6 protein-coding genes, 1 tRNA gene and 3 rRNA genes are annotated in these 19848 nt (G+C 65.4%); 1 reads left to right on the top strand and 9 read right to left on the bottom strand.

Going from position 1 to position 19848, the window contains the following annotated elements:
* Positions 1–53: 53 nt before the first annotated feature.
* The 4 genes from ACOKM3_RS13225 to ACOKM3_RS13240 all read right to left on the bottom strand — a co-directional run bounded on the left by ACOKM3_RS13225 (position 54) and on the right by ACOKM3_RS13240 (position 10568).
* Complete coding sequence (locus ACOKM3_RS13225; protein WP_426900143.1) at positions 54–908, bottom strand: helix-turn-helix domain-containing protein; 855 nt, start codon at positions 906–908, stop codon at positions 54–56.
* A 217-nt stretch (positions 909–1125) separates the two neighbouring features.
* Positions 1126–3888 carry a DNA translocase FtsK gene (locus ACOKM3_RS13230; protein WP_426900144.1) on the bottom strand — a complete coding sequence of 921 codons (2763 nt, stop codon included), beginning with the start codon at positions 3886–3888 and terminating at the stop codon, positions 1126–1128.
* Between the two features lie 157 nt (positions 3889–4045).
* The gene (locus ACOKM3_RS13235) at positions 4046–4726 is read right to left on the bottom strand and encodes a response regulator (protein WP_356378009.1); all 681 of its coding nucleotides are present in this window, start codon (positions 4724–4726) and stop codon (positions 4046–4048) included.
* Between the two features lie 274 nt (positions 4727–5000).
* Positions 5001–10568: a HAMP domain-containing protein gene (locus ACOKM3_RS13240; protein WP_426900145.1), complete on the bottom strand. Its 5568-nt coding sequence runs from the start codon at positions 10566–10568 to the stop codon at positions 5001–5003.
* A 379-nt stretch (positions 10569–10947) separates the two neighbouring features.
* Between ACOKM3_RS13240 and ACOKM3_RS13245 the strand changes: the two genes are divergently transcribed.
* Complete coding sequence (locus ACOKM3_RS13245) at positions 10948–13569, top strand: SpoIIE family protein phosphatase (RefSeq protein ID WP_426900147.1); 2622 nt, start codon at positions 10948–10950, stop codon at positions 13567–13569.
* A 64-nt stretch (positions 13570–13633) separates the two neighbouring features.
* Here ACOKM3_RS13245 and ACOKM3_RS13250 read toward each other — a convergent pair.
* The 5 genes from ACOKM3_RS13250 to ACOKM3_RS13270 all read right to left on the bottom strand — a co-directional run bounded on the left by ACOKM3_RS13250 (position 13634) and on the right by ACOKM3_RS13270 (position 19738).
* A tRNA-Thr gene (locus ACOKM3_RS13250) sits at positions 13634–13706 on the bottom strand.
* A gap of 85 nt (positions 13707–13791) precedes the next feature.
* Positions 13792–14457 (bottom strand): DegT/DnrJ/EryC1/StrS family aminotransferase, encoded by a 666-nt coding sequence (locus ACOKM3_RS13255; protein ID WP_327675678.1) that lies wholly within the window; start codon positions 14455–14457, stop codon positions 13792–13794.
* A gap of 118 nt (positions 14458–14575) precedes the next feature.
* Positions 14576–14692: ribosomal RNA gene (gene rrf / locus ACOKM3_RS13260) — 5S ribosomal RNA — on the bottom strand.
* An 89-nt stretch (positions 14693–14781) separates the two neighbouring features.
* Positions 14782–17904, bottom strand: a 23S ribosomal RNA gene (locus ACOKM3_RS13265).
* Positions 17905–18212: 308 nt separating this feature from the next.
* Positions 18213–19738 (bottom strand): 16S ribosomal RNA (locus ACOKM3_RS13270).
* Together the 16S, 23S and 5S rRNA genes form the textbook arrangement of a ribosomal RNA operon.
* Positions 19739–19848: the final 110 nt, after the last annotated feature.

Here is a 19848-nt window from a genome sequence, read left to right on the forward strand (position 1 = left end):
ACTTCGTTCCACTGACAGCCCTACCCACGAGGGGTTACCGCAAGATCGCCGACTCAGCCGACCTCGGGGTCACCCTTCGTGTACGACAGCCGCTCGACCTGCCCGGCCCTGAACTCGTCCTCGATCTGCTTGCCGTTCACATACAGCTGGATGTTGCCCGCGTCACCGAGCACGAGGTCGATCTTCTGGTTGTCCTGGAAGGTCTTCGTCTGGCCGTCCTGCAGCAGCCCGTCGAACATGGTCCGCCCGTTGTGGTCCTTGGCGGAGATCCAGCTGCGCCCGTCCGCCGCGCTGACCTTGACGGTCACCTTGTCCGCGGGGGCCGCGGCGATCGCGCTGTCGGTCGGATCCGGCTTCGGGTCGGTGGGCTTCTTGGTGCTGGGGCTCGGCTTCTTGGTCGTGGGCTTGCTGGTCGCCGGGGTGGAACCCTCGGCGGCCTGCTGCTGGCCGCCGTCGCTGTCGCCGCCGCTGAAGGCGGTGTAGCCGACGAAGGCGACGACCGCGACGATCGCCGCGACCATGGCGGCCGTCCAGTTCGGCCTGCGCGGCTCGGAGCGGATCCGCTCGGTTTCGAACAGCGGCGTGGCCGGCGTCGGCGCGGGACGCCCGCCGTGCTCGTCGCCGTACTGGTCGAGCAGCGGCTCGGGGTCGAGGCCCACGGCACGCGCGAGCGTGCGGATGTGGCCACGTGCGTACACGTCACCGCCGCAACGCGAGAAATCGTCCTGCTCGATGGCCTGCACGATGGGGATGCGCACCCGGGTCGACTGGCTTACCTCGTCGACGGTCAGACCCGCGTCGACGCGTGCCTGCTGAAGGGCACGACCGATCGACGGCCGGTCGTCGTCCGCGTGCGGGATGCGGTCTTCCGAAGGGGCGTCGTCTTCAGGGGAGTTGCCGATGGACACGGGGGCGCCTTTCGAGCGTGTAGCCACCTGCTGGAGGTTCAGTGTAGGGGGGGTGTGAATGGGTGAGGCAACCGGGCGGTCGGACTTTGTACGCCATCAGAATGGCCTGCCATCCCGTCGGCGACGTACGCGGCTGTCTCCCCCTCAACTTGACGTAGCCGATGAGGAAACGGTTGCTCCGATGCCCGTACGGGTGACGTCGTTCGAGGGGATCACCTTAAGGTTGAGCCTCCCCGCGGATCACCGCGAGCACTCCCTCCAGTTCATCGGCTTTCACAAGAACGTCTCGAGCCTTCGAACCTTCACTTGGTCCGACGATGTTCCTCGATTCCATCAAGTCCATGAGCCGCCCGGCCTTGGCGAAGCCCACGCGCAGCTTGCGCTGCAGCATGGAGGTCGAGCCGAACTGCGTGGAGACGACCAGTTCGACGGCCGCGCACAGCAGGTCCAAGTCGTCGCCGATGTCCTCGTCGATCTCCTTCTTCTGCTTGGTGCCCACCGTGACGTCGTCCCGGAAGACGGGCGCCATCTGGTCCTTGCAGTGCTGCACGATGGCGTGGATCTCGTCCTCTATGACGAAAGCGCCCTGCATACGGGTCGGCTTGTTCGCCCCCATGGGGAGGAACAGGCCGTCGCCCTTGCCGATGAGCTTCTCGGCGCCCGGCTGGTCGAGGATGACCCGGCTGTCGGCGAGCGAGGAGGTGGCGAAGGCGAGCCGCGAGGGCACGTTGGCCTTGATGAGGCCGGTGACGACGTCGACCGACGGACGCTGGGTGGCGAGCACCAGGTGGATGCCGGCCGCCCGCGCGAGCTGCGTGATCCGGACGATGGAGTCCTCGACGTCCCTCGGCGCGACCATCATCAGGTCGGCGAGCTCATCGACGATCACCAGCAGATACGGGTACGCCTTCAGCTCCCGCTCGCTGCCCTCGGGCGTGGTGAGCTTGCCGTCCTTGACCGCCTGGTTGAAGTCGTCGATGTGCCGGTAGCCGAAGGCCGCGAGGTCGTCGTAGCGCAGATCCATCTCCCGCACGACCCACTGAAGCGCCTCGGCGGCCTTCTTGGGGTTGGTGATGATCGGCGTGATCAGGTGCGGGATCCCCTCGTACGCGGTCAGCTCCACGCGCTTGGGGTCGACAAGCACCATCCGGACGTCCTCGGGCGTCGCCCGCATCATGATCGACGTGATCAGGCAGTTGATGCACGACGACTTACCTGAACCGGTCGCACCGGCGACCAGGATGTGCGGCATCTTCGCCATGTTGGCCATCACGTAGCCGCCCTCGACGTCCTTGCCGAGCGCGACCAGCATGGGGTGCTCGTCCTCGGCCGCGTCCGCCAGGCGCAGCACGTCGCCGACGTTGACCATCTCGCGGTCCGTATTCGGGATCTCGATGCCGACCGCGGACTTGCCGGGGATCGGCGAGATGATCCGGACGTCGGGGGACGCGACGGCGTACGCGATGTTCTTCGCCAGGGCCGTGATCTTCTCGACCTTCACGGCGGGGCCGAGCTCGATCTCGTACCGCGTGACCGTGGGGCCGCGCGTGAAGCCGGTGACGCCCGCGTCGACCTTGAACTCGGTGAAGACGGTCTGCAGCGACTCGACGACGGCGTCGTTGGCGGCGCTGCGCGATTTGCCGGGTCCACCGCGGGTGAGCAGGTCGAGCGAGGGCAGCGCGTACGTGATGTCGCCGGCGAGCTGGAGCTGCTCGGCGCGCGGCGGCAGGTCCCCCCTCGACTCGGGCGCGGCCTTGGTGAGGTCCGGCACGCCGAGGGACGTGGGCGTCGGCTCAGGCTCCTTCTGAGCGCCTGCCGGGGTCTTCTTGACCCTGGCCCCCGGCACGGGTGCCGAACGGCCCCCTGTGGCCGTCTCACCGCTGCTCTCGCCGTCGCCGTCACCGGAGACGCCCTGCGTGAGATCAGCGACGAGCGGCGAAGGCGGCATGCCGTGCAGCACCGCCCCGTCGAGCGCGGCGGCCGCCGCCGCGGCCACGTCGACCGCGTCCATCGGCCGCTCCATCGCGGGCTGCACGGACCGCCGCGACTTGCGCCGCTTGGCGAACGCCTCCTCCTCGGCCCGGTCCGGGTCGTACGACTCCGGGGCCGCGGGGCGCTTGCGCGAGCGCACGGGCGTGGCCTCACGCCATTCGTCGTCGTACTCGTCCGACGCCGCCTCGGCATGGGCCACGTCCTCGTGCACGACGCCGAGCTTCACGCCGAGCTGGTGCAGGCGCTGCGGAATGGCGTTGACGGGCGTCGCGGTCACCACGAGCAGCCCGAACACGGTCAGCAGAACGAGCAGCGGGACCGCGAGCACCTGGGTCATGGTGAAGCTCAGCGGCGTCGCGGCGGCCCAGCCGATGAGGCCGCCCGCGTCCCTTATGGCGCGCATGCCGTCCCCGCGCGCGGGTGAGCCGCACGCGATGTGGACCTGGCCGAGCACGCCGATGACGAGCGCGGAGAGGCCGATCACGATCCGCCCGTTGGCCTCGGGCTTCTCGGGGTGCCGGATGAAGCGCACGGCGATGACCCCGAGCAGGATCGGCACCAGCAGGTCGAGGCGGCCGAACGCGCCGGTCACCAGCATGTCGACGAGATCGCCGACCGGGCCTTGCAGGTTGGACCAGGTACCGGCCGCGCAGATCAGTCCGATCCCGAGAAGCAGCAGGGCGAGCCCGTCCTTGCGGTGCGCCGGGTCGAGCCCCTTCGCGCCACGCCCTATGCCGCGGAACATCGCCCCCACGCTGTGCGCGAGGCCGAGCCACAGGGCGCGTACGAGCTTGTACAGGCCCCCGGTCGGATTGGGGGCGGGCTTCTTCGCCACGGCCTTCTTGGCGGGGGCCCTCTTGGGTGCCGGCTTCTTGGCCGCGGCCTTCTTCGCGGGGGCTTTTTTGGCAGCGGCCTTCTTCGCCGGAGCCTTGGTCGGCGCCGCCGTCTTCTTCGCGGGCGACTTCTTGGCTGCGGGACGTGAGGCCATAGGTGTGAGGTTACCGGGGGAGCCGACCTTGGACACGTGTGCCCACTGCTTCACCCGATCGTGTCGCGAACTGACGGGGCGAAAACTGACGTGTCCTCAAAGCCCGAGCGCCGCCCCCGATTCCGGGGACGGCCACTTCGGTTCCGGGACAACCGCCTCAGTTCTGGGAGGGCAGTGAGGGCGCTCCGCTGCCCGTCCCGGGCTCCAGGGCGTCGAGCGCCCTGCGCAGTCCGGTGAGCTTGCGCTCCAGGTGCGCCGCCGTGGCCACCGCCGCCGCGTCCGCGGACTCGTCGTCCAGCTGCTTCGACAGTGCCTCGGCCTGCTCCTCGACCGCGGCGAGCCGCGCCGACAGCTCGGCGAGCAGCCCCGCCGGCTCCTTGCTGTCGCCGATGGCCTTGCCGCCGCCCTCCAGCTGGAGCCGCAGCAGCGCCGCCTGCTCCCGGAGCTGGCAGTTCTTCATGTACAGCTCGACGAACACCGAGACCTTGGCGCGCAGCACCCAGGGGTCGAACGGCTTGGAGATGTAGTCGACCGCCCCCGCCGCGTAGCCACGGAACGTGTGATGCGGTCCGTGGTTGATCGCGGTGAGGAAGATGATCGGGATGTCTCGTGTCCGCTCGCGGCGCTTGATGTGCGCCGCGGTTTCGAACCCGTCCATTCCTGGCATCTGAACGTCCAGCAGAATGACCGCGAAATCGTCCGTGAGCAGCGCCTTCAGCGCTTCCTCCCCGGACGATGCCCGTACCAGTGTCTGATCGAGCGCGGAGAGGATGGCCTCCAGCGCCAGCAGATTCTCCGGCCGGTCATCGACCAGGAGGATCTTGGCCTTCTGCACCATGGCCCGCCCTCCTCGCCCCGGCATGGGGCCGCCCCTGTCCGCAGGACTCGGGGAGGCTCCTTTCGCCACCCCAGGGGACGACTCCCTTGCGTCGTCCGTCCTTGTGCCGGTCATGGTAGCCGCACCCCGCCTGTCGCCACACCCTGTCACCGCGATGTCACCGTGCACGTAGCAGAAACGCGGTGGGAGACCAGAAGGTTCCCCGAATCCCGCGCCTCTACACGACTTCGACCACACTCAGTCAGCAACTCATCTTGAACATTCCGGTTTCCGGTCACTCACCATGCATCCACCGCTCCATCACAGAGAGCAGATGATCCGGGTCGACCGGCTTCGTAACGTAGTCGGAAGCGCCCGACTCGATGGCCTTCTCCCGGTCGCCCTTCATCGCCTTCGCGGTGAGCGCGATGATCGGCAGCCCGGCGAACTGCGGCATCCTACGGATCGCCGTCGTCGTCGCGTAGCCGTCCATCTCCGGCATCATGATGTCCATCAGCACAACTGTCACATCGTCGTGCTGTTCGAGGACTTCGATGCCCTCGCGCCCGTTCTCCGCGTACAGGACCGAGAGGCCCTGCTGCTCCAGGACGCTGGTGAGCGCGAACACGTTACGGATGTCGTCGTCGACGATGAGCACCTTCTCGCCGCCGAACAACAGCCCGTGCCGGGGCGTGGGCGCGCTCTGCTCGGCCGCGCCCGCCGCGCCCGCTGTGCCGCCGCCGTCCCAGTGCTCGTCCGCGCGCTCCTGAGCGGGCAGCGGCTGGCCCTGCAACGGCCCCTGGAGCGCCGTCCGCTCGGGCGGCGTCGAGTTCGTCGGGGTCGACCTGCGACGGCGCCGGAACAGCGCCGCCGGCCCGTTCTGGGTGTCCTGGTAGGACCGCACCTCGGCCGGGGTCTCCACCTCGGCGGGCTCGGGCTCGGGCGCCGCGTCGAGGGCGAGCCGCTCCCCCGGTTCGATGGTCGGCGCGAGCTGCGCGTACCCCTGGGGCGGCAGTTCGCTCGGGTGCATCGGCAGGTACAGCGTGAAGGTCGAGCCGCGTCCGGGCTCACTCTGCGCGTGGATCTCGCCGCCCAGGAGGCGGGCGATCTCGCGGCTGATGGACAGGCCGAGGCCCGTACCTCCGTACTTGCGGCTCGTCGTGCCGTCGGCCTGCTTGAACGCCTCGAAGATGACGCGCATCTTGCTGGCCGCGATACCGATGCCGGTGTCGGTCACCGAGAAGGCGATCACATCGCCGTCGACCTCGGTCAACGAGCCCGCTTCCAGCAGCTGTTCACGGATCGCGTTCGGCACGTCCCCGCCGGCCGGCCTGATGACGAGCTCGACGGCACCGGAGTCGGTGAACTTCACCGCGTTGGAGAGCAGGTTGCGCAGCACCTGAAGGAGCCGCTGTTCGTCGGTGTGCAACGTAGTGGGCAGTTCCGGCGACACCCTTACGGAGAAGTCGAGTTGCTTCTCCGCGGTCAGCGGCCGGAACGTGGCCTCTACGTAGTCGACAAGCTGCACCAGGGCGATGCGCGTCGGCGAGACGTCCATCTTGCCCGCCTCGACCTTCGACAGGTCCAGGATGTCGTTGATCAGCTGGAGCAGGTCGGAGCCCGCTCCGTGGATCGTCTCGGCGAACTCGACCTGCTTCGGAGTGAGGTTCGCGTCGGCGTTGTCGGCCAGCAACTTGGCAAGGATGAGCAGCGAGTTGAGCGGCGTGCGCAGCTCGTGCGACATGTTGGCGAGGAACTCGCTCTTGTAGCGCATCGAGACGGCGAGCTGCTCCGCACGCTCCTCCAGGACCTGCCGCGCGTCCTCGATCTCGGTGTTCTTCACTTCGATGTCGCGGTTCTGCTGAGCGAGCAGTTCGGCCTTCTCCTCCAGCTCGGCGTTGGACGCCTGGAGGGCCTTCTGCCGGTTCTCCAGCTCGGCGGAGCGCTCACGGAGCTGCTCGGTCAACTCCTGCGACTGCCTCAGCAGGACCTCCGTCTTCGTATTGACGGAGATCGTGTTGACGCTCGTCGCGATCATCTCGGCGATCTGGTTCAGGAAGTCCTTCTGGATCTGTGTGAACGGCGTGAACGACGCCAGCTCGATCACACCGAGCACCGTGTCCTCGAACAGCACGGGGATCACGATGACCTGCGCCGGAGGCGCCTCCCCGAGCCCGGAGGCGATCTTCAGGTAGCCGCTGGGCGCGTTGTCCACAAGGATCGTGCGCCGCTCCTGCGCGGCCGTCCCGATGAGCGTCTCGCCGGGCCGGAAGGCCGTCGGCATGGAGCCCATGGAGTAGCCGTAGCTCCCGCACATGCGCAGCTCGTACGCGTCCTCGTCCGCGACCGTCGCGTCGGCGCTGTCGTCCAGCGGCAGCGCCAGGAAGAACGCGCCGTGCTGCGCCGACACCACCGGCGTCAGCTCGCTCATGATGAGCCCCGCCACGTCGTCGAGGTCGCGGCGGCCCTGCATCAGACCCGAGATGCGGGCCAGGTTGCCCTTGAGCCAGTCCTGCTCCTCGTTGGCGATCGTTGTGTCGCGCAGGTTCGAGATCATCTTGTTGATGTTGTCCTGGAGGACCTGGATCTCGCCCGCGGCATCGACGTCGATCTTGAGGTTGAGGTCGCCGCGGGTCACCGCGGTAGCGACGGCCGCGATGGCGCGCACCTGACGGGTCAGGTTCCCGGCCATCTCGTTCACCGACTCGGTCAGGTCGCGCCACGTGCCGTCCACGTCGCGCACCCGCGCCTGGCCGCCCAGCTGGCCCTCGGTGCCCACCTCACGGGCCACCCGGGTCACCTGCTCGGCGAACGACGACAGCTGGTCGACCATCGTGTTGATCGTGGTCTTCAGCTCGAGGATCTCGCCGCGCGCGTCGATGTCGATCTTCTTGGTCAGGTCGCCCTTGGCGATGGCGGTCGTGACCATCGCGATGTTGCGCACCTGTCCGGTCAGGTTCGACGCCATGCCGTTCACGGACTCGGTCAGGTCCTTCCACGTACCGGAGACTCCGGGTACGCGGGCCTGGCCGCCGAGGATGCCGTCCGTACCCACCTCGCGGGCCACCTTGGTGACCTGGTCGGCGAACGAACTCAGGGTCCGCACCATCGTGTTGAACGTGTCGGCGAGCTGCGCGACCTCGCCGCGCGCCTCGATGGTGACCTGACGGGTCAGGTCACCATTGGCCACCGCGTTGGCGACCTGGGAGATGTTGCGCACCTGCATGGTCAGGTTGTTGGCCATGAGGTTCACGTTGTCGCTCAGGTCCTTCCAGATGCCCGTGACACCGGGAACCCTTGCCTGACCGCCCAGTTGCCCCTCGGTGCCCACCTCACGGGCCACCCGGGTCACCTGCTCCGCGAACGACGACAGCTGGTCCACCATCGTGTTCACCGTGGTGACGAGTTCGAGGATCTCGCCCTTGGCGTCGACGGTGATCTTCTTGGACAGGTCACCGCGCGCCACAGCCGTCGTGACCTCGGCGATGTTGCGCACCTGGAGCGTCAGGTTGTTGGCCATGCCGTTCACGGACTGCGTCAGGTCCTTCCACGTACCCGACACACCCTGCACCTCGGCCTGGCCGCCGAGGATGCCGTCCGTACCCACCTCGCGGGAGACCCGCGTGACCTGCTCGGCGAAGGCGGACAGCTGGTCCACCATCGTGTTGAGCGTGTTCTTCAGCTCCAGGATCTCGCCGCGCGCGTCCACGTCGATCTTCTGCGACAGGTCACCCCGCGCCACCGCCGTGGCCACCTGGGCGATGTTGCGCACCTGGGCCGTGAGGTTGCCGGCCATGCCGTTCACGGAATCCGTCAGATCGCGCCACACACCGGCGACGCCGGGCACCTGCGCCTGGCCGCCCAGGCGGCCCTCCGTGCCCACCTCGCGGGCCACCCGGGTCACCTGGTCCGCGAAGGCGGACAGCTGGTCGACCATCGTGTTGATGGTGTTCTTCAGCTCCAGGATCTCGCCGCGCGCGTCCACGTCGATCTTCTGCGACAGGTCACCGCGCGCCACCGCCGTCGTGACCTGAGCGATCTGCCGTACCTGTGAAGTCAGGTTCCCGGCCATGAAGTTGACGGAGTCGGTCAGTTCCTTCCACGTGCCGCTCACGCCGTCCACGCGGGCCTGACCGCCGAGGCGGCCCTCCGTGCCCACGTCACGTGCCATCCGCGTCACCTGGTCGGCGAAGCTCGACAGCTGGTCCACCATCGTGTTCACGGTGTTCTTCAGCTGGAGCATCTCGCCGGACACGTCGACGGTGACCTTCTGCGACAGATCACCGTTCGCCACCGCCGTCGTCACCTGGGCGATGTTGCGCACCTGTCCGGTGAGGTTCCGGAACGCGGTGTTGACGGAGTCGGTCAGGTCCTTCCACGTACCGGCAGCGCCCGGCACGAGGGCCTGACCGCCGAGCTCACCCTCGACACCGATCTCCCGGGCCACTCGCGTGACTTCGGAACCGAAGGCGGAGAGCTGGTCCACCATCGTGTTCACGGTGTTCTTCAGCTCGAGCATCTCGCCCGCGACGTCGACGGTGACCTTCTGCGACAGATCACCGTTCGCCACCGCCGTCGTGACGGTCGCGATGTCCCGCACCTGAGTTGTGAGGTTCCGGAAAACCGTGTTCACCGAATCGGTGAGGTCCTTCCACGTGCCCGCGGCTCCCGGCACATTGGCCTGGCCACCGAGCTGCCCCTCGGCACCGACCTCGTTCGCCACACGCGTGACCTCGTCCGCGAAGGTACGCAGGGTCTCCGTCATCTGGTTGATGGTCTCGGCCAGCTGGGCGACCTCGCCGCGCGCCGACACCGTGACCTTCTGCGACAGATCACCGTTGGCCACGGCCGTCGTCACCTGAGCGATGCCACGCACCTGCGCGGTCAGGTTGCCGGCCATGAGGTTCACCGAATCGGTGAGGTCCTTCCACACTCCGGCCACACCGGGCACCTGCGCCTGGCCGCCGAGCTCACCCTCCGTGCCCACTTCGCGGGCCACACGCGTGACCTCGGAGGAGAACGACGACAGCTGGTCCACCATCGTGTTCACGGTGTTCTTGAGCTCGAGCATCTCGCCCGCGACGTGAACCGTGACCTTCCGGGACAAGTCACCCTTGGCCACGGCAGTGGTGACGAGAGCAATGTCACGTACCTGTGCGGTCAGCCGGTACGCCATCGTGTTGACCGAATCCGTGAGATCCTTCCACGAACCGGACATTCCGCGTACGCGCGCCTGTCCACCGAGCTTGCCCTCGGTACCCACCTCACTGGCCACGCGCGTGACCTCGTCGGTGAACGTGGAGAGCTGATCGACCAGATTGTTGACGGTCCGGCCGACCTTCAGGAACTCGCCGCGCAGCGGATGCCCGTGCCCCTCGGGCTTCCCCTCCGGGACCTGGGCCCGCAGCTCCATACGGGGCGACAGATCGCCGTCCGCGACCGCCGAGAGCACCCTCCCGACCTCGGAGACGGGCCGTACGAGGTCGTCCACGAGCGCGTTGGACGCATTGATCGCCGTGGCCCAGGAGCCCTCACAGGCGCCCGTCTCGAGCCGCTCGGTGAGCTTGCCCTCGCGCCCGACCATGCGGCGCACGCGCGACATCTCACCCGTCAGGTGCAGATTTCGGTCGGCCACCTCGTTGAAGACGGCCGCGATCTCCGACATCACGCCGTCGCCGCTGACGGTCAGGCGCTTGCGGAAATTGCCGTCTCTCATCGCGACAAGCCCTGCGAGCAGCCTGTTCAGCGCCGCGGTATCCACCGTCGTCGTGCCACTGCCACCGCGCGTTTTGCGCTGTTTTGCCAGGGACTGTCCGTCTTCTGCGCGCGTCTTCTTGCTCCGCGTCGCTGCGCCAGACTCCACTGTGTCCCTCCCGCAGGGGTCGACCTGTACTGCTCGGGTAGCTCGGGTTTCTCGGATTCGCTTCTACCGCCGCATCGGCACTTCAATGCGTTCTTCTATGGAAGCTTGCCCAGTGTTTCACCATGGCTGAACCAGGCCATAACAGTTCGGCAGCTTCGCACACCGCCCGCACACCCTCCGGGCGGGAAACACAGGCGACCGGCATCCGCATGGACGGCGAAGGTAAGTAACCTTGCATGCGGCTGTCCACCCACCCCGGTCTGCCCGGCCTGGGCGGTGGCGGAAAACGAGCGGGCATCGGAGGGGCGGCCGAGACATGGGTACGGGAGACCTGGGCCTCGACACTCGGACAACGAGTACAACTCGTACAGGGAGTTCTGTGATCACCGCGCGCGCGGCTGCCACTTTCGAACCGGTCGGGCGATCCGTCGCGACCGCCCGCTCCTTCGTACGCGACACCCTCCAAGGGTGGGGCCATGCCGACATCATCGACGACGCCGTCGTTCTGACCAGCGAACTCGTGACAAATGCCGTGGTTCACGCGGGCACATCCGCGGAGGTTCTGTGCCTACGGAGTGAGGATCACGTTCGCATCGAGGTCTCCGACCGCTACCCGGAGCGCGAGATTCCGTTGCAGGCGTCCGCCACGAGCATGGGCAGCCCCGACCGCGAGGGCGGCCGCGGCCTCCAGCTCTGCGCCGCGCTCGCCGGCCGCTGGGGCGTCGACTATTCGGCCACCCACAAGCGGGTCTGGTTCCAACTCGACCTGCCCGAGCGCTCGGTGGGCACCCGCGCCGCGGGCCCCAACCTCCCCACCGACCTCCTCCCGCTCGCGGACGAGCGGGTCCGCGTGGCCGTCGTCCAGATCGACCGGGTAGGTGCGATCACCGGGTGGAACGAGGACGCGGAAGAGCTCTTCGGGTACGCGGCCGAGCAGGTCACCGGCAAGCCCCTCACGGACTTCGCGGCATGGCCGCACACGCCCGGCACCAGCACGGGCATCGTCGACGCGCTGCAACTCTCACGTTGGGAAGGCAGCTACGGCATCCGCACCGTCAACGGCCGCGTGACGCCCGTGTACGCCTCCCACCTGCGCGTCCGCGATACCGACGGCGACCCGTCGACCGTGTGCCTCCTGGTACGCGATCACGAGCGGGCCATCCTCCAGACCCCGCTGCGCCTCCCCTCGCCCGACCCCGCGACGCACTCCGACAGCCAGGGCTCCGACCCGTTCGAGGTCTTCATCGGCTCGCCGGCCCCCGACGACCTCGACGGGCTGCTCCAGCGCACCGTCGAGCGCGCCCGCGACATGCTCGACGGCGACTCCGCGTTCCTGCTGCTCGCCACGGACGACGAGACGGAGCTGGAGGTCCGCGCCTCCACCGGCCTGCCCTCCGCACGGCAGCGTTTCGCGCGCGTGCCCGTCGAAGTCGGCCCCAACCGCTACGGCTCGGCCCGGATGCCCGCCGTCCACGAGGACCTGACCCAAGTCCCCGGCGCGGTCCCGCTCTTGAACGGCACGGGCATGCGCTCGGTCGTCACGGTCCCCCTCAAGGTAGAGGGCCGCCTCACGGGCTCCCTGGGCGTCGCGGCCGAGGCGCCGGACCGCTACTCGAACGAAGAGGCGCTACGCCTTCAGTTCGCCGCCGACCGCATCGCGCTGGCCGTCGAGTCGGCCCGCCTCGGCGAACTCGAAAAGCTCCGCCGCGGCTCGCTCAGCTTCCTCGTCGAGGCCTCCGACCTCCTGGCGGGCACGCTCGACAGGGACCAAACCCTGGCGCTCATGGCCCAGATGACGGTCCCGACCCTCGCCACGTGGTGCGCGGTCTACACGATCGCCGACCAGGCCTCGGAGCCGTACCTCTCCTATGTGCTGCACGAGGACGAGGAGCGCATCGACGGCCTGAAGGCCCTCCTCTCGAAGATCGCCCCACCGGACCCGGTCCCGACCCCGGGCGCCCGCGTCTGGGCGGCCCCCGCCGAAGCGGCCCATCAGGCGGCTCTGCGTACGTCCATGAGGAGCCTGGGACTCGGCGAACCGGCCAGTGTCAGCTCCGGCATCGGCACGACGCTCCAGACGGCCTCCGCGGTCGGCGGCGAGACCGTCGTACTCCCCCTGGTGGCCCGCAACCGCGTCATCGGCATGCTGACCCTCGGCAAGCCGACGGACGAACACTTCCGCCAGGAAATCCTGGAGCTGGCCGAGGACTTGAGCCGCAGGGCCGCCCTGGCCCTCGACAACGCGCGCCTGTACTCGGAGCGCATGGCGATCAGCCAGTCCCTCCAGCGCAGCCTCCTGCCCCCGGAGCTCCCCGACGTCCCCGGCGTCGAGGTGGAGGTCATCTACCGCGCGGCCGGCGAGGGCAACGAGGTGGGCGGCGACTTCTACGACCTGTTCCCCATCCGGGACGGCGCGTACGGCTTCGCCATCGGCGACGTCTGCGGCACGGGCCCGGAGGCGGCGGCCGTCACCGGCCTGGCCCGCCACGCGCTGCGCCTGCTCGCCCGCGAGGGCTTCGGCGGCCCCGCGGTCCTGGAGCGCCTGAACGCGGCGATCCTCGACGAGGGCGCCCGCAGCCGCTTCCTGACCCTGCTCTACGGGGAGTTGTGGCCGCAGGAGGACGGCTCGGCGATCCTGAAGATGGTCTGTGCGGGTCACCCCCTCCCGCTGCGCCTGCGCCAGGACGGCACCGTCGCTCCGTACGCGGAGCCCCAGCCGCTGCTCGGCGTGATGGACGACCTGGAGCTGTACGAGCAGACGCTGACGCTCGACCCGGGCGACGTCCTGCTCTGCGTCACGGACGGCATCACGGAGCGCCGCGAGGGCAGCCGCATGCTCGGCGACGACGGCCTGGCCGACGTCCTCTCCACCTGTACGGGCCTCACGGCAGGGGCAGTTGCCGCCCGCATCATGCGCGCGGTGGAGCGCTTCGCCGCGGACGCCCCGTCGGACGACATGGCGATCCTCGCGATGCGCGTACCGGGCCTGCACCACGACTGAGGCCCCCGGGGGCGGGCGAAACGAAAAAGGCCTCCGCCCATTGGGCGGAGGCCTTAATCAAACGAGCCCCCAAGCGGAATCGAACCGCTGACCTTCTCCTTACCATGGAGACGCTCTACCGACTGAGCTATAGGGGCCTGCCGCTTTCGCGGTTTCCCGCTCGGCAACGACATAAAGCTTACCTGATGTTGAGACCTCTCCGAACCACCCACCAGGGCGTTTCTAGAAGGCCGGCTGCAGCAACCCACCCAATGCGTTGCAGGCCTGCACGACCCGCTGCAACTGCCGCCGCGACATGGTGGCTTCGACCGGCAGAGCGAGCGTCTCGTCGGCGGCCAGCTCGGTTTCCGGCAGCGTGATGTCGAACCGGAAACCCGGCAGCCGGTGCACCGGCGTCTTCACCGGCACCCGGCACTCGACACCCTTCCCGCGCAACACCCGGGCGAAAGCGTCCCGATCCGGCCGCCCATTACCCGGCACCCGCACCACGTACTGCTGATACGTGTGCCCTTCCTGCCCGACAGGTGTCCGTACGCCAGTCAGCCGCGCGCTCAAATAGGCGGCGTGCACGCGGCGTTGAGCCACCTCGTCGTACGACTTCTCGGACTCGCCCGGCTCCTCCAGCACGAGCAGACCGTGCCGCCGGCCCAGCTCCCGCAGCCGGGCGAGATCCGCCCGGTGCCCAAAGCGGTGCACGGCGACGACCGCGGCGGTGCGTGCACTCACCCCTGCGGCCACGTGGGAAGGATCGATGCAGTACGTCTCCGGGTGAATGTCGGCGAAGACCGGCACGGCCCCCGCCCGCACGACGTCCTCGGCCACCTCGGTGTTCCCGAAGGCCGGCACGATGACTTCATCCCCGGTACCGACACCTGCGGCTCGCAGCATTTCAACTGTGCCCATGCCTCGGATCGTGCCCAGGCGACGTGAACGACGGGTGAAGCGCAACAAAAAAGAGCTGGTCCCCGAACCAAAAGATTCGGGGACCAGCTCTTTTATAAAATTAGTTCGGCGGCGTCCTACTCTCCCACAGGGTCCCCCCTGCAGTACCATCGGCGCTGTGAGGCTTAGCTTCCGGGTTCGGAATGTAACCGGGCGTTTCCCTCACGCTATGACCACCGAAACACTATGAAACTGTCAACCGGAGCCGTAGCCAATCGGCTTCGACGGTTGTTCATGGTTTCAGAACCAACACAGTGGACGCGAGCAACTGAGGACAAGCCCTCGGCCTATTAGTACCGGTCACCTCCACACCTTACGGTGCTTCCAGATCCGGCCTATCAACCCAGTCGTCTACTGGGAGCCTTAACCCCTCAAAGGGGGTGGGAATACTCATCTCGAAGCAGGCTTCCCGCTTAGATGCTTTCAGCGGTTATCCTTTCCGAACGTAGCCAACCAGCCATGCCCTTGGCAGGACAACTGGCACACCAGAGGTTCGTCCGTCCCGGTCCTCTCGTACTAGGGACAGCCCTTCTCAATATTCCTACGCGCACAGAGGATAGGGACCGAACTGTCTCACGACGTTCTAAACCCAGCTCGCGTACCGCTTTAATGGGCGAACAGCCCAACCCTTGGGACCGACTCCAGCCCCAGGATGCGACGAGCCGACATCGAGGTGCCAAACCATCCCGTCGATATGGACTCTTGGGGAAGATCAGCCTGTTATCCCCGGGGTACCTTTTATCCGTTGAGCGACGGCGCTTCCACAAGCCACCGCCGGATCACTAGTCCCGACTTTCGTCCCTGCTCGACCCGTCGGTCTCACAGTCAAGCTCCCTTGTGCACTTACACTCAACACCTGATTACCAACCAGGCTGAGGGAACCTTTGGGCGCCTCCGTTACTCTTTGGGAGGCAACCGCCCCAGTTAAACTACCCATCAGACACTGTCCCTGATCCGGATCACGGACCCAGGTTAGACATCCAGCACGACCAGAGTGGTATTTCAACGACGACTCCACAACCACTGGCGTGGCCGCTTCAAAGTCTCCCACCTATCCTACACAAGCCGAACCGAACACCAATATCAAACTGTAGTAAAGGTCCCGGGGTCTTTCCGTCCTTCTGCGCGAAACGAGCATCTTTACTCGTAGTGCAATTTCACCGGGCCTATGGTTGAGACAGTCGAGAAGTCGTTACGCCATTCGTGCAGGTCGGAACTTACCCGACAAGGAATTTCGCTACCTTAGGATGGTTATAGTTACCACCGCCGTTTACTGGCGCTTAAGTTCTCAGCTTCGCCACACCGAAATGTGACTAACCGGTCCCCTTAACGTTCCAGCACCGGGCAGGCGTCAGTCCGTATACATCGCCTTACGGCTTCGCACGGACCTGTGTTTTTAGTAAACAGTCGCTTCTCGCTGGTCTCTGCGGCCACCCCCAGCTCATGGAGCAAGTCCAATCACCAGGAATGGCCCCCCTTCTCCCGAAGTTACGGGGGCATTTTGCCGAGTTCCTTAACCATAGTTCACCCGAACGCCTCGGTATTCTCTACCTGACCACCTGAGTCGGTTTAGGGTACGGGCCGCCATGAAACTCGCTAGAGGCTTTTCTCGACAGCATAGGATCATCCACTTCACCACAATCGGCTCGGCATCAGGTCTCAGCCTTGTGTGCGACGGATTTACCTACCGCACGGCCTACACCCTTACCCCGGGACTACCATCGCCCGGGCTGGACTACCTTCCTGCGTCACCCCATCGCTCACCTACTACCAGCTTGGGCCGGCGGCTCCACCACTTTCCATTCCCCGAAGGGTCCGGAACGGCTTCACGGCCTTAGCATCACTGGATTCGATGTCTTTCGCGTCACAGCGGGTACCGGAATATCAACCGGTTATCCATCGACTACGCCTGTCGGCCTCGCCTTAGGTCCCGACTTACCCTGGGCAGATCAGCTTGACCCAGGAACCCTTAGTCAATCGGCGCACACGTTTCTCACGTGTGTATCGCTACTCATGCCTGCATTCTCACTCGCGAACCGTCCACAACTCGCTTCCGCGGCTGCTTCACCCGGCACACGACGCTCCCCTACCCATCCATACGGGCGTTGGCCCTGTTGTATGAATGACACGACTTCGGCGGTACGCTTGAGCCCCGCTACATTGTCGGCGCGGAATCACTTGACCAGTGAGCTATTACGCACTCTTTCAAGGGTGGCTGCTTCTAAGCCAACCTCCTGGTTGTCTCTGCGACTCCACATCCTTTCCCACTTAGCGTACGCTTAGGGGCCTTAGTCGATGCTCTGGGCTGTTTCCCTCTCGACCATGGAGCTTATCCCCCACAGTCTCACTGCCGTGCTCTCACTTACCGGCATTCGGAGTTTGGCTAAGGTCAGTAACCCGGTAGGGCCCATCGCCTATCCAGTGCTCTACCTCCGGCAAGAAACACACGACGCTGCACCTAAATGCATTTCGGGGAGAACCAGCTATCACGGAGTTTGATTGGCCTTTCACCCCTAACCACAGGTCATCCCCCAGGTTTTCAACCCTGGTGGGTTCGGTCCTCCACGAAGTCTTACCTCCGCTTCAACCTGCCCATGGCTAGATCACTCCGCTTCGGGTCTTGAGCGCGCTACTATGTCGCCCTATTCGGACTCGCTTTCGCTACGGCTTCCCCACACGGGTTAACCTCGCAACACACCGCAAACTCGCAGGCTCATTCTTCAAAAGGCACGCAGTCACGACTGTATGTGCAAGCACATACAGCGACGCTCCCACGGCTTGTAGGCACACGGTTTCAGGTACTATTTCACTCCGCTCCCGCGGTACTTTTCACCATTCCCTCACGGTACTATCCGCTATCGGTCACCAGGGAATATTTAGGCTTAACGGGTGGTCCCGCCAGATTCACACAGGATTTCTCGGGCCCCGTGCTACTTGGGTGTCTCTCAAACGAGCCGCTAATGTTTCGACTACGGGGGTCTTACCCTCTACGCCGGACCTTTCGCATGTCCTTCGCCTACATCAACGGTTTCTTACTCGTCTTACGGCCGGCAGACCGTAAAAGAGAGATCCCACAACCCCGTACACGCAACCCCTGCCGGGTCTCACACGTATACGGTTTAGCCTCATCCAGTTTCGCTCGCCACTACTCCCGGAATCACGGTTGTTTTCTCTTCCTGCGGGTACTGAGATGTTTCACTTCCCCGCGTTCCCTCCACACTGCCTATATATTCAGCAGCGGGTGACAGCCCATGACGACTGCCGGGTTTCCCCATTCGGAAACCCCCGGATCAAAGCCTGGTTGACGACTCCCCGGGGACTATCGTGGCCTCCCACGTCCTTCATCGGTTCCTGGTGCCAAGGCATCCACCGTGCGCCCTTAAAAACTTGGCCACAGATGCTCGCGTCCACTGTGCAGTTCTCAAACAACGACCAACCACCCATCACCCCGAACCCTTCGGTTCGAGTGCACTGGGGCCGGCACTGAAGGCGACCATCACGGCCGTACCTTCAGATACCCAACAGCGTGCCCGACACGTTCAGTTGAAGCTCTGTGTTCCACGCCGAAGCAGTACTAACAGTCCTCATCCTGATCGTGCCGAATAATCAACGTTCCACCCATGAGCAACCACCGTCGAACGTTTGCCGACGTAGTGGCCTCTGACCGTGTCCCGAAGGACTCGGTAAGAAGTGCTCCTTAGAAAGGAGGTGATCCAGCCGCACCTTCCGGTACGGCTACCTTGTTACGACTTCGTCCCAATCGCCAGTCCCACCTTCGACAGCTCCCTCCCACAAGGGGTTGGGCCACCGGCTTCGGGTGTTACCGACTTTCGTGACGTGACGGGCGGTGTGTACAAGGCCCGGGAACGTATTCACCGCAGCAATGCTGATCTGCGATTACTAGCAACTCCAACTTCATGGGGTCGAGTTGCAGACCCCAATCCGAACTGAGACCGACTTTTTGAGATTCGCTCCACCTTGCGGTATCGCAGCTCATTGTATCGGCCATTGTAGCACGTGTGCAGCCCAAGACATAAGGGGCATGATGACTTGACGTCGTCCCCACCTTCCTCCGAGTTGACCCCGGCGGTCTCCTGTGAGTCCCCATCACCCCGAAGGGCATGCTGGCAACACAGAACAAGGGTTGCGCTCGTTGCGGGACTTAACCCAACATCTCACGACACGAGCTGACGACAGCCATGCACCACCTGTACACCGACCACAAGGGGGCGCCCATCTCTGGACGTTTCCGGTGTATGTCAAGCCTTGGTAAGGTTCTTCGCGTTGCGTCGAATTAAGCCACATGCTCCGCTGCTTGTGCGGGCCCCCGTCAATTCCTTTGAGTTTTAGCCTTGCGGCCGTACTCCCCAGGCGGGGCACTTAATGCGTTAGCTGCGGCGCGGACAACGTGGAATGTTGCCCACACCTAGTGCCCACCGTTTACGGCGTGGACTACCAGGGTATCTAATCCTGTTCGCTCCCCACGCTTTCGCTCCTCAGCGTCAGTAATGGCCCAGAGATCCGCCTTCGCCACCGGTGTTCCTCCTGATATCTGCGCATTTCACCGCTACACCAGGAATTCCGATCTCCCCTACCACACTCTAGCTAGCCCGTATCGACTGCAGACTCGGGGTTAAGCCCCGAGCTTTCACAATCGACGTGACAAGCCGCCTACGAGCTCTTTACGCCCAATAATTCCGGACAACGCTTGCGCCCTACGTATTACCGCGGCTGCTGGCACGTAGTTAGCCGGCGCTTCTTCTGCAGGTACCGTCACTTTCGCTTCTTCCCTGCTGAAAGAGGTTTACAACCCGAAGGCCGTCATCCCTCACGCGGCGTCGCTGCATCAGGCTTTCGCCCATTGTGCAATATTCCCCACTGCTGCCTCCCGTAGGAGTCTGGGCCGTGTCTCAGTCCCAGTGTGGCCGGTCGCCCTCTCAGGCCGGCTACCCGTCGTCGCCTTGGTGAGCCATTACCTCACCAACAAGCTGATAGGCCGCGGGCTCATCCTTCACCGCCGGAGCTTTTAACCCCCATCCAGGAGAATGGGAGTGTTATCCGGTATTAGACCTCGTTTCCAAGGCTTGTCCCAGAGTGAAGGGCAGATTGCCCACGTGTTACTCACCCGTTCGCCACTAATCCACCCCGAAGGGCTTCATCGTTCGACTTGCATGTGTTAAGCACGCCGCCAGCGTTCGTCCTGAGCCAGGATCAAACTCTCCGTGAATGTTTCCCCGTCATCGGGGTGACACACACGAGAGCGGAACAGTCGGAGGAATAATCCGACCGTTCACAGCGTCCTCGCTGTGTGCCTGCCGGCCAGTGGCCTGCAGGACT

The sequence above is a fragment of the Streptomyces nidicola genome (assembly GCF_050106155.1).
Lineage (GTDB): Bacteria > Actinomycetota > Actinomycetes > Streptomycetales > Streptomycetaceae > Streptomyces.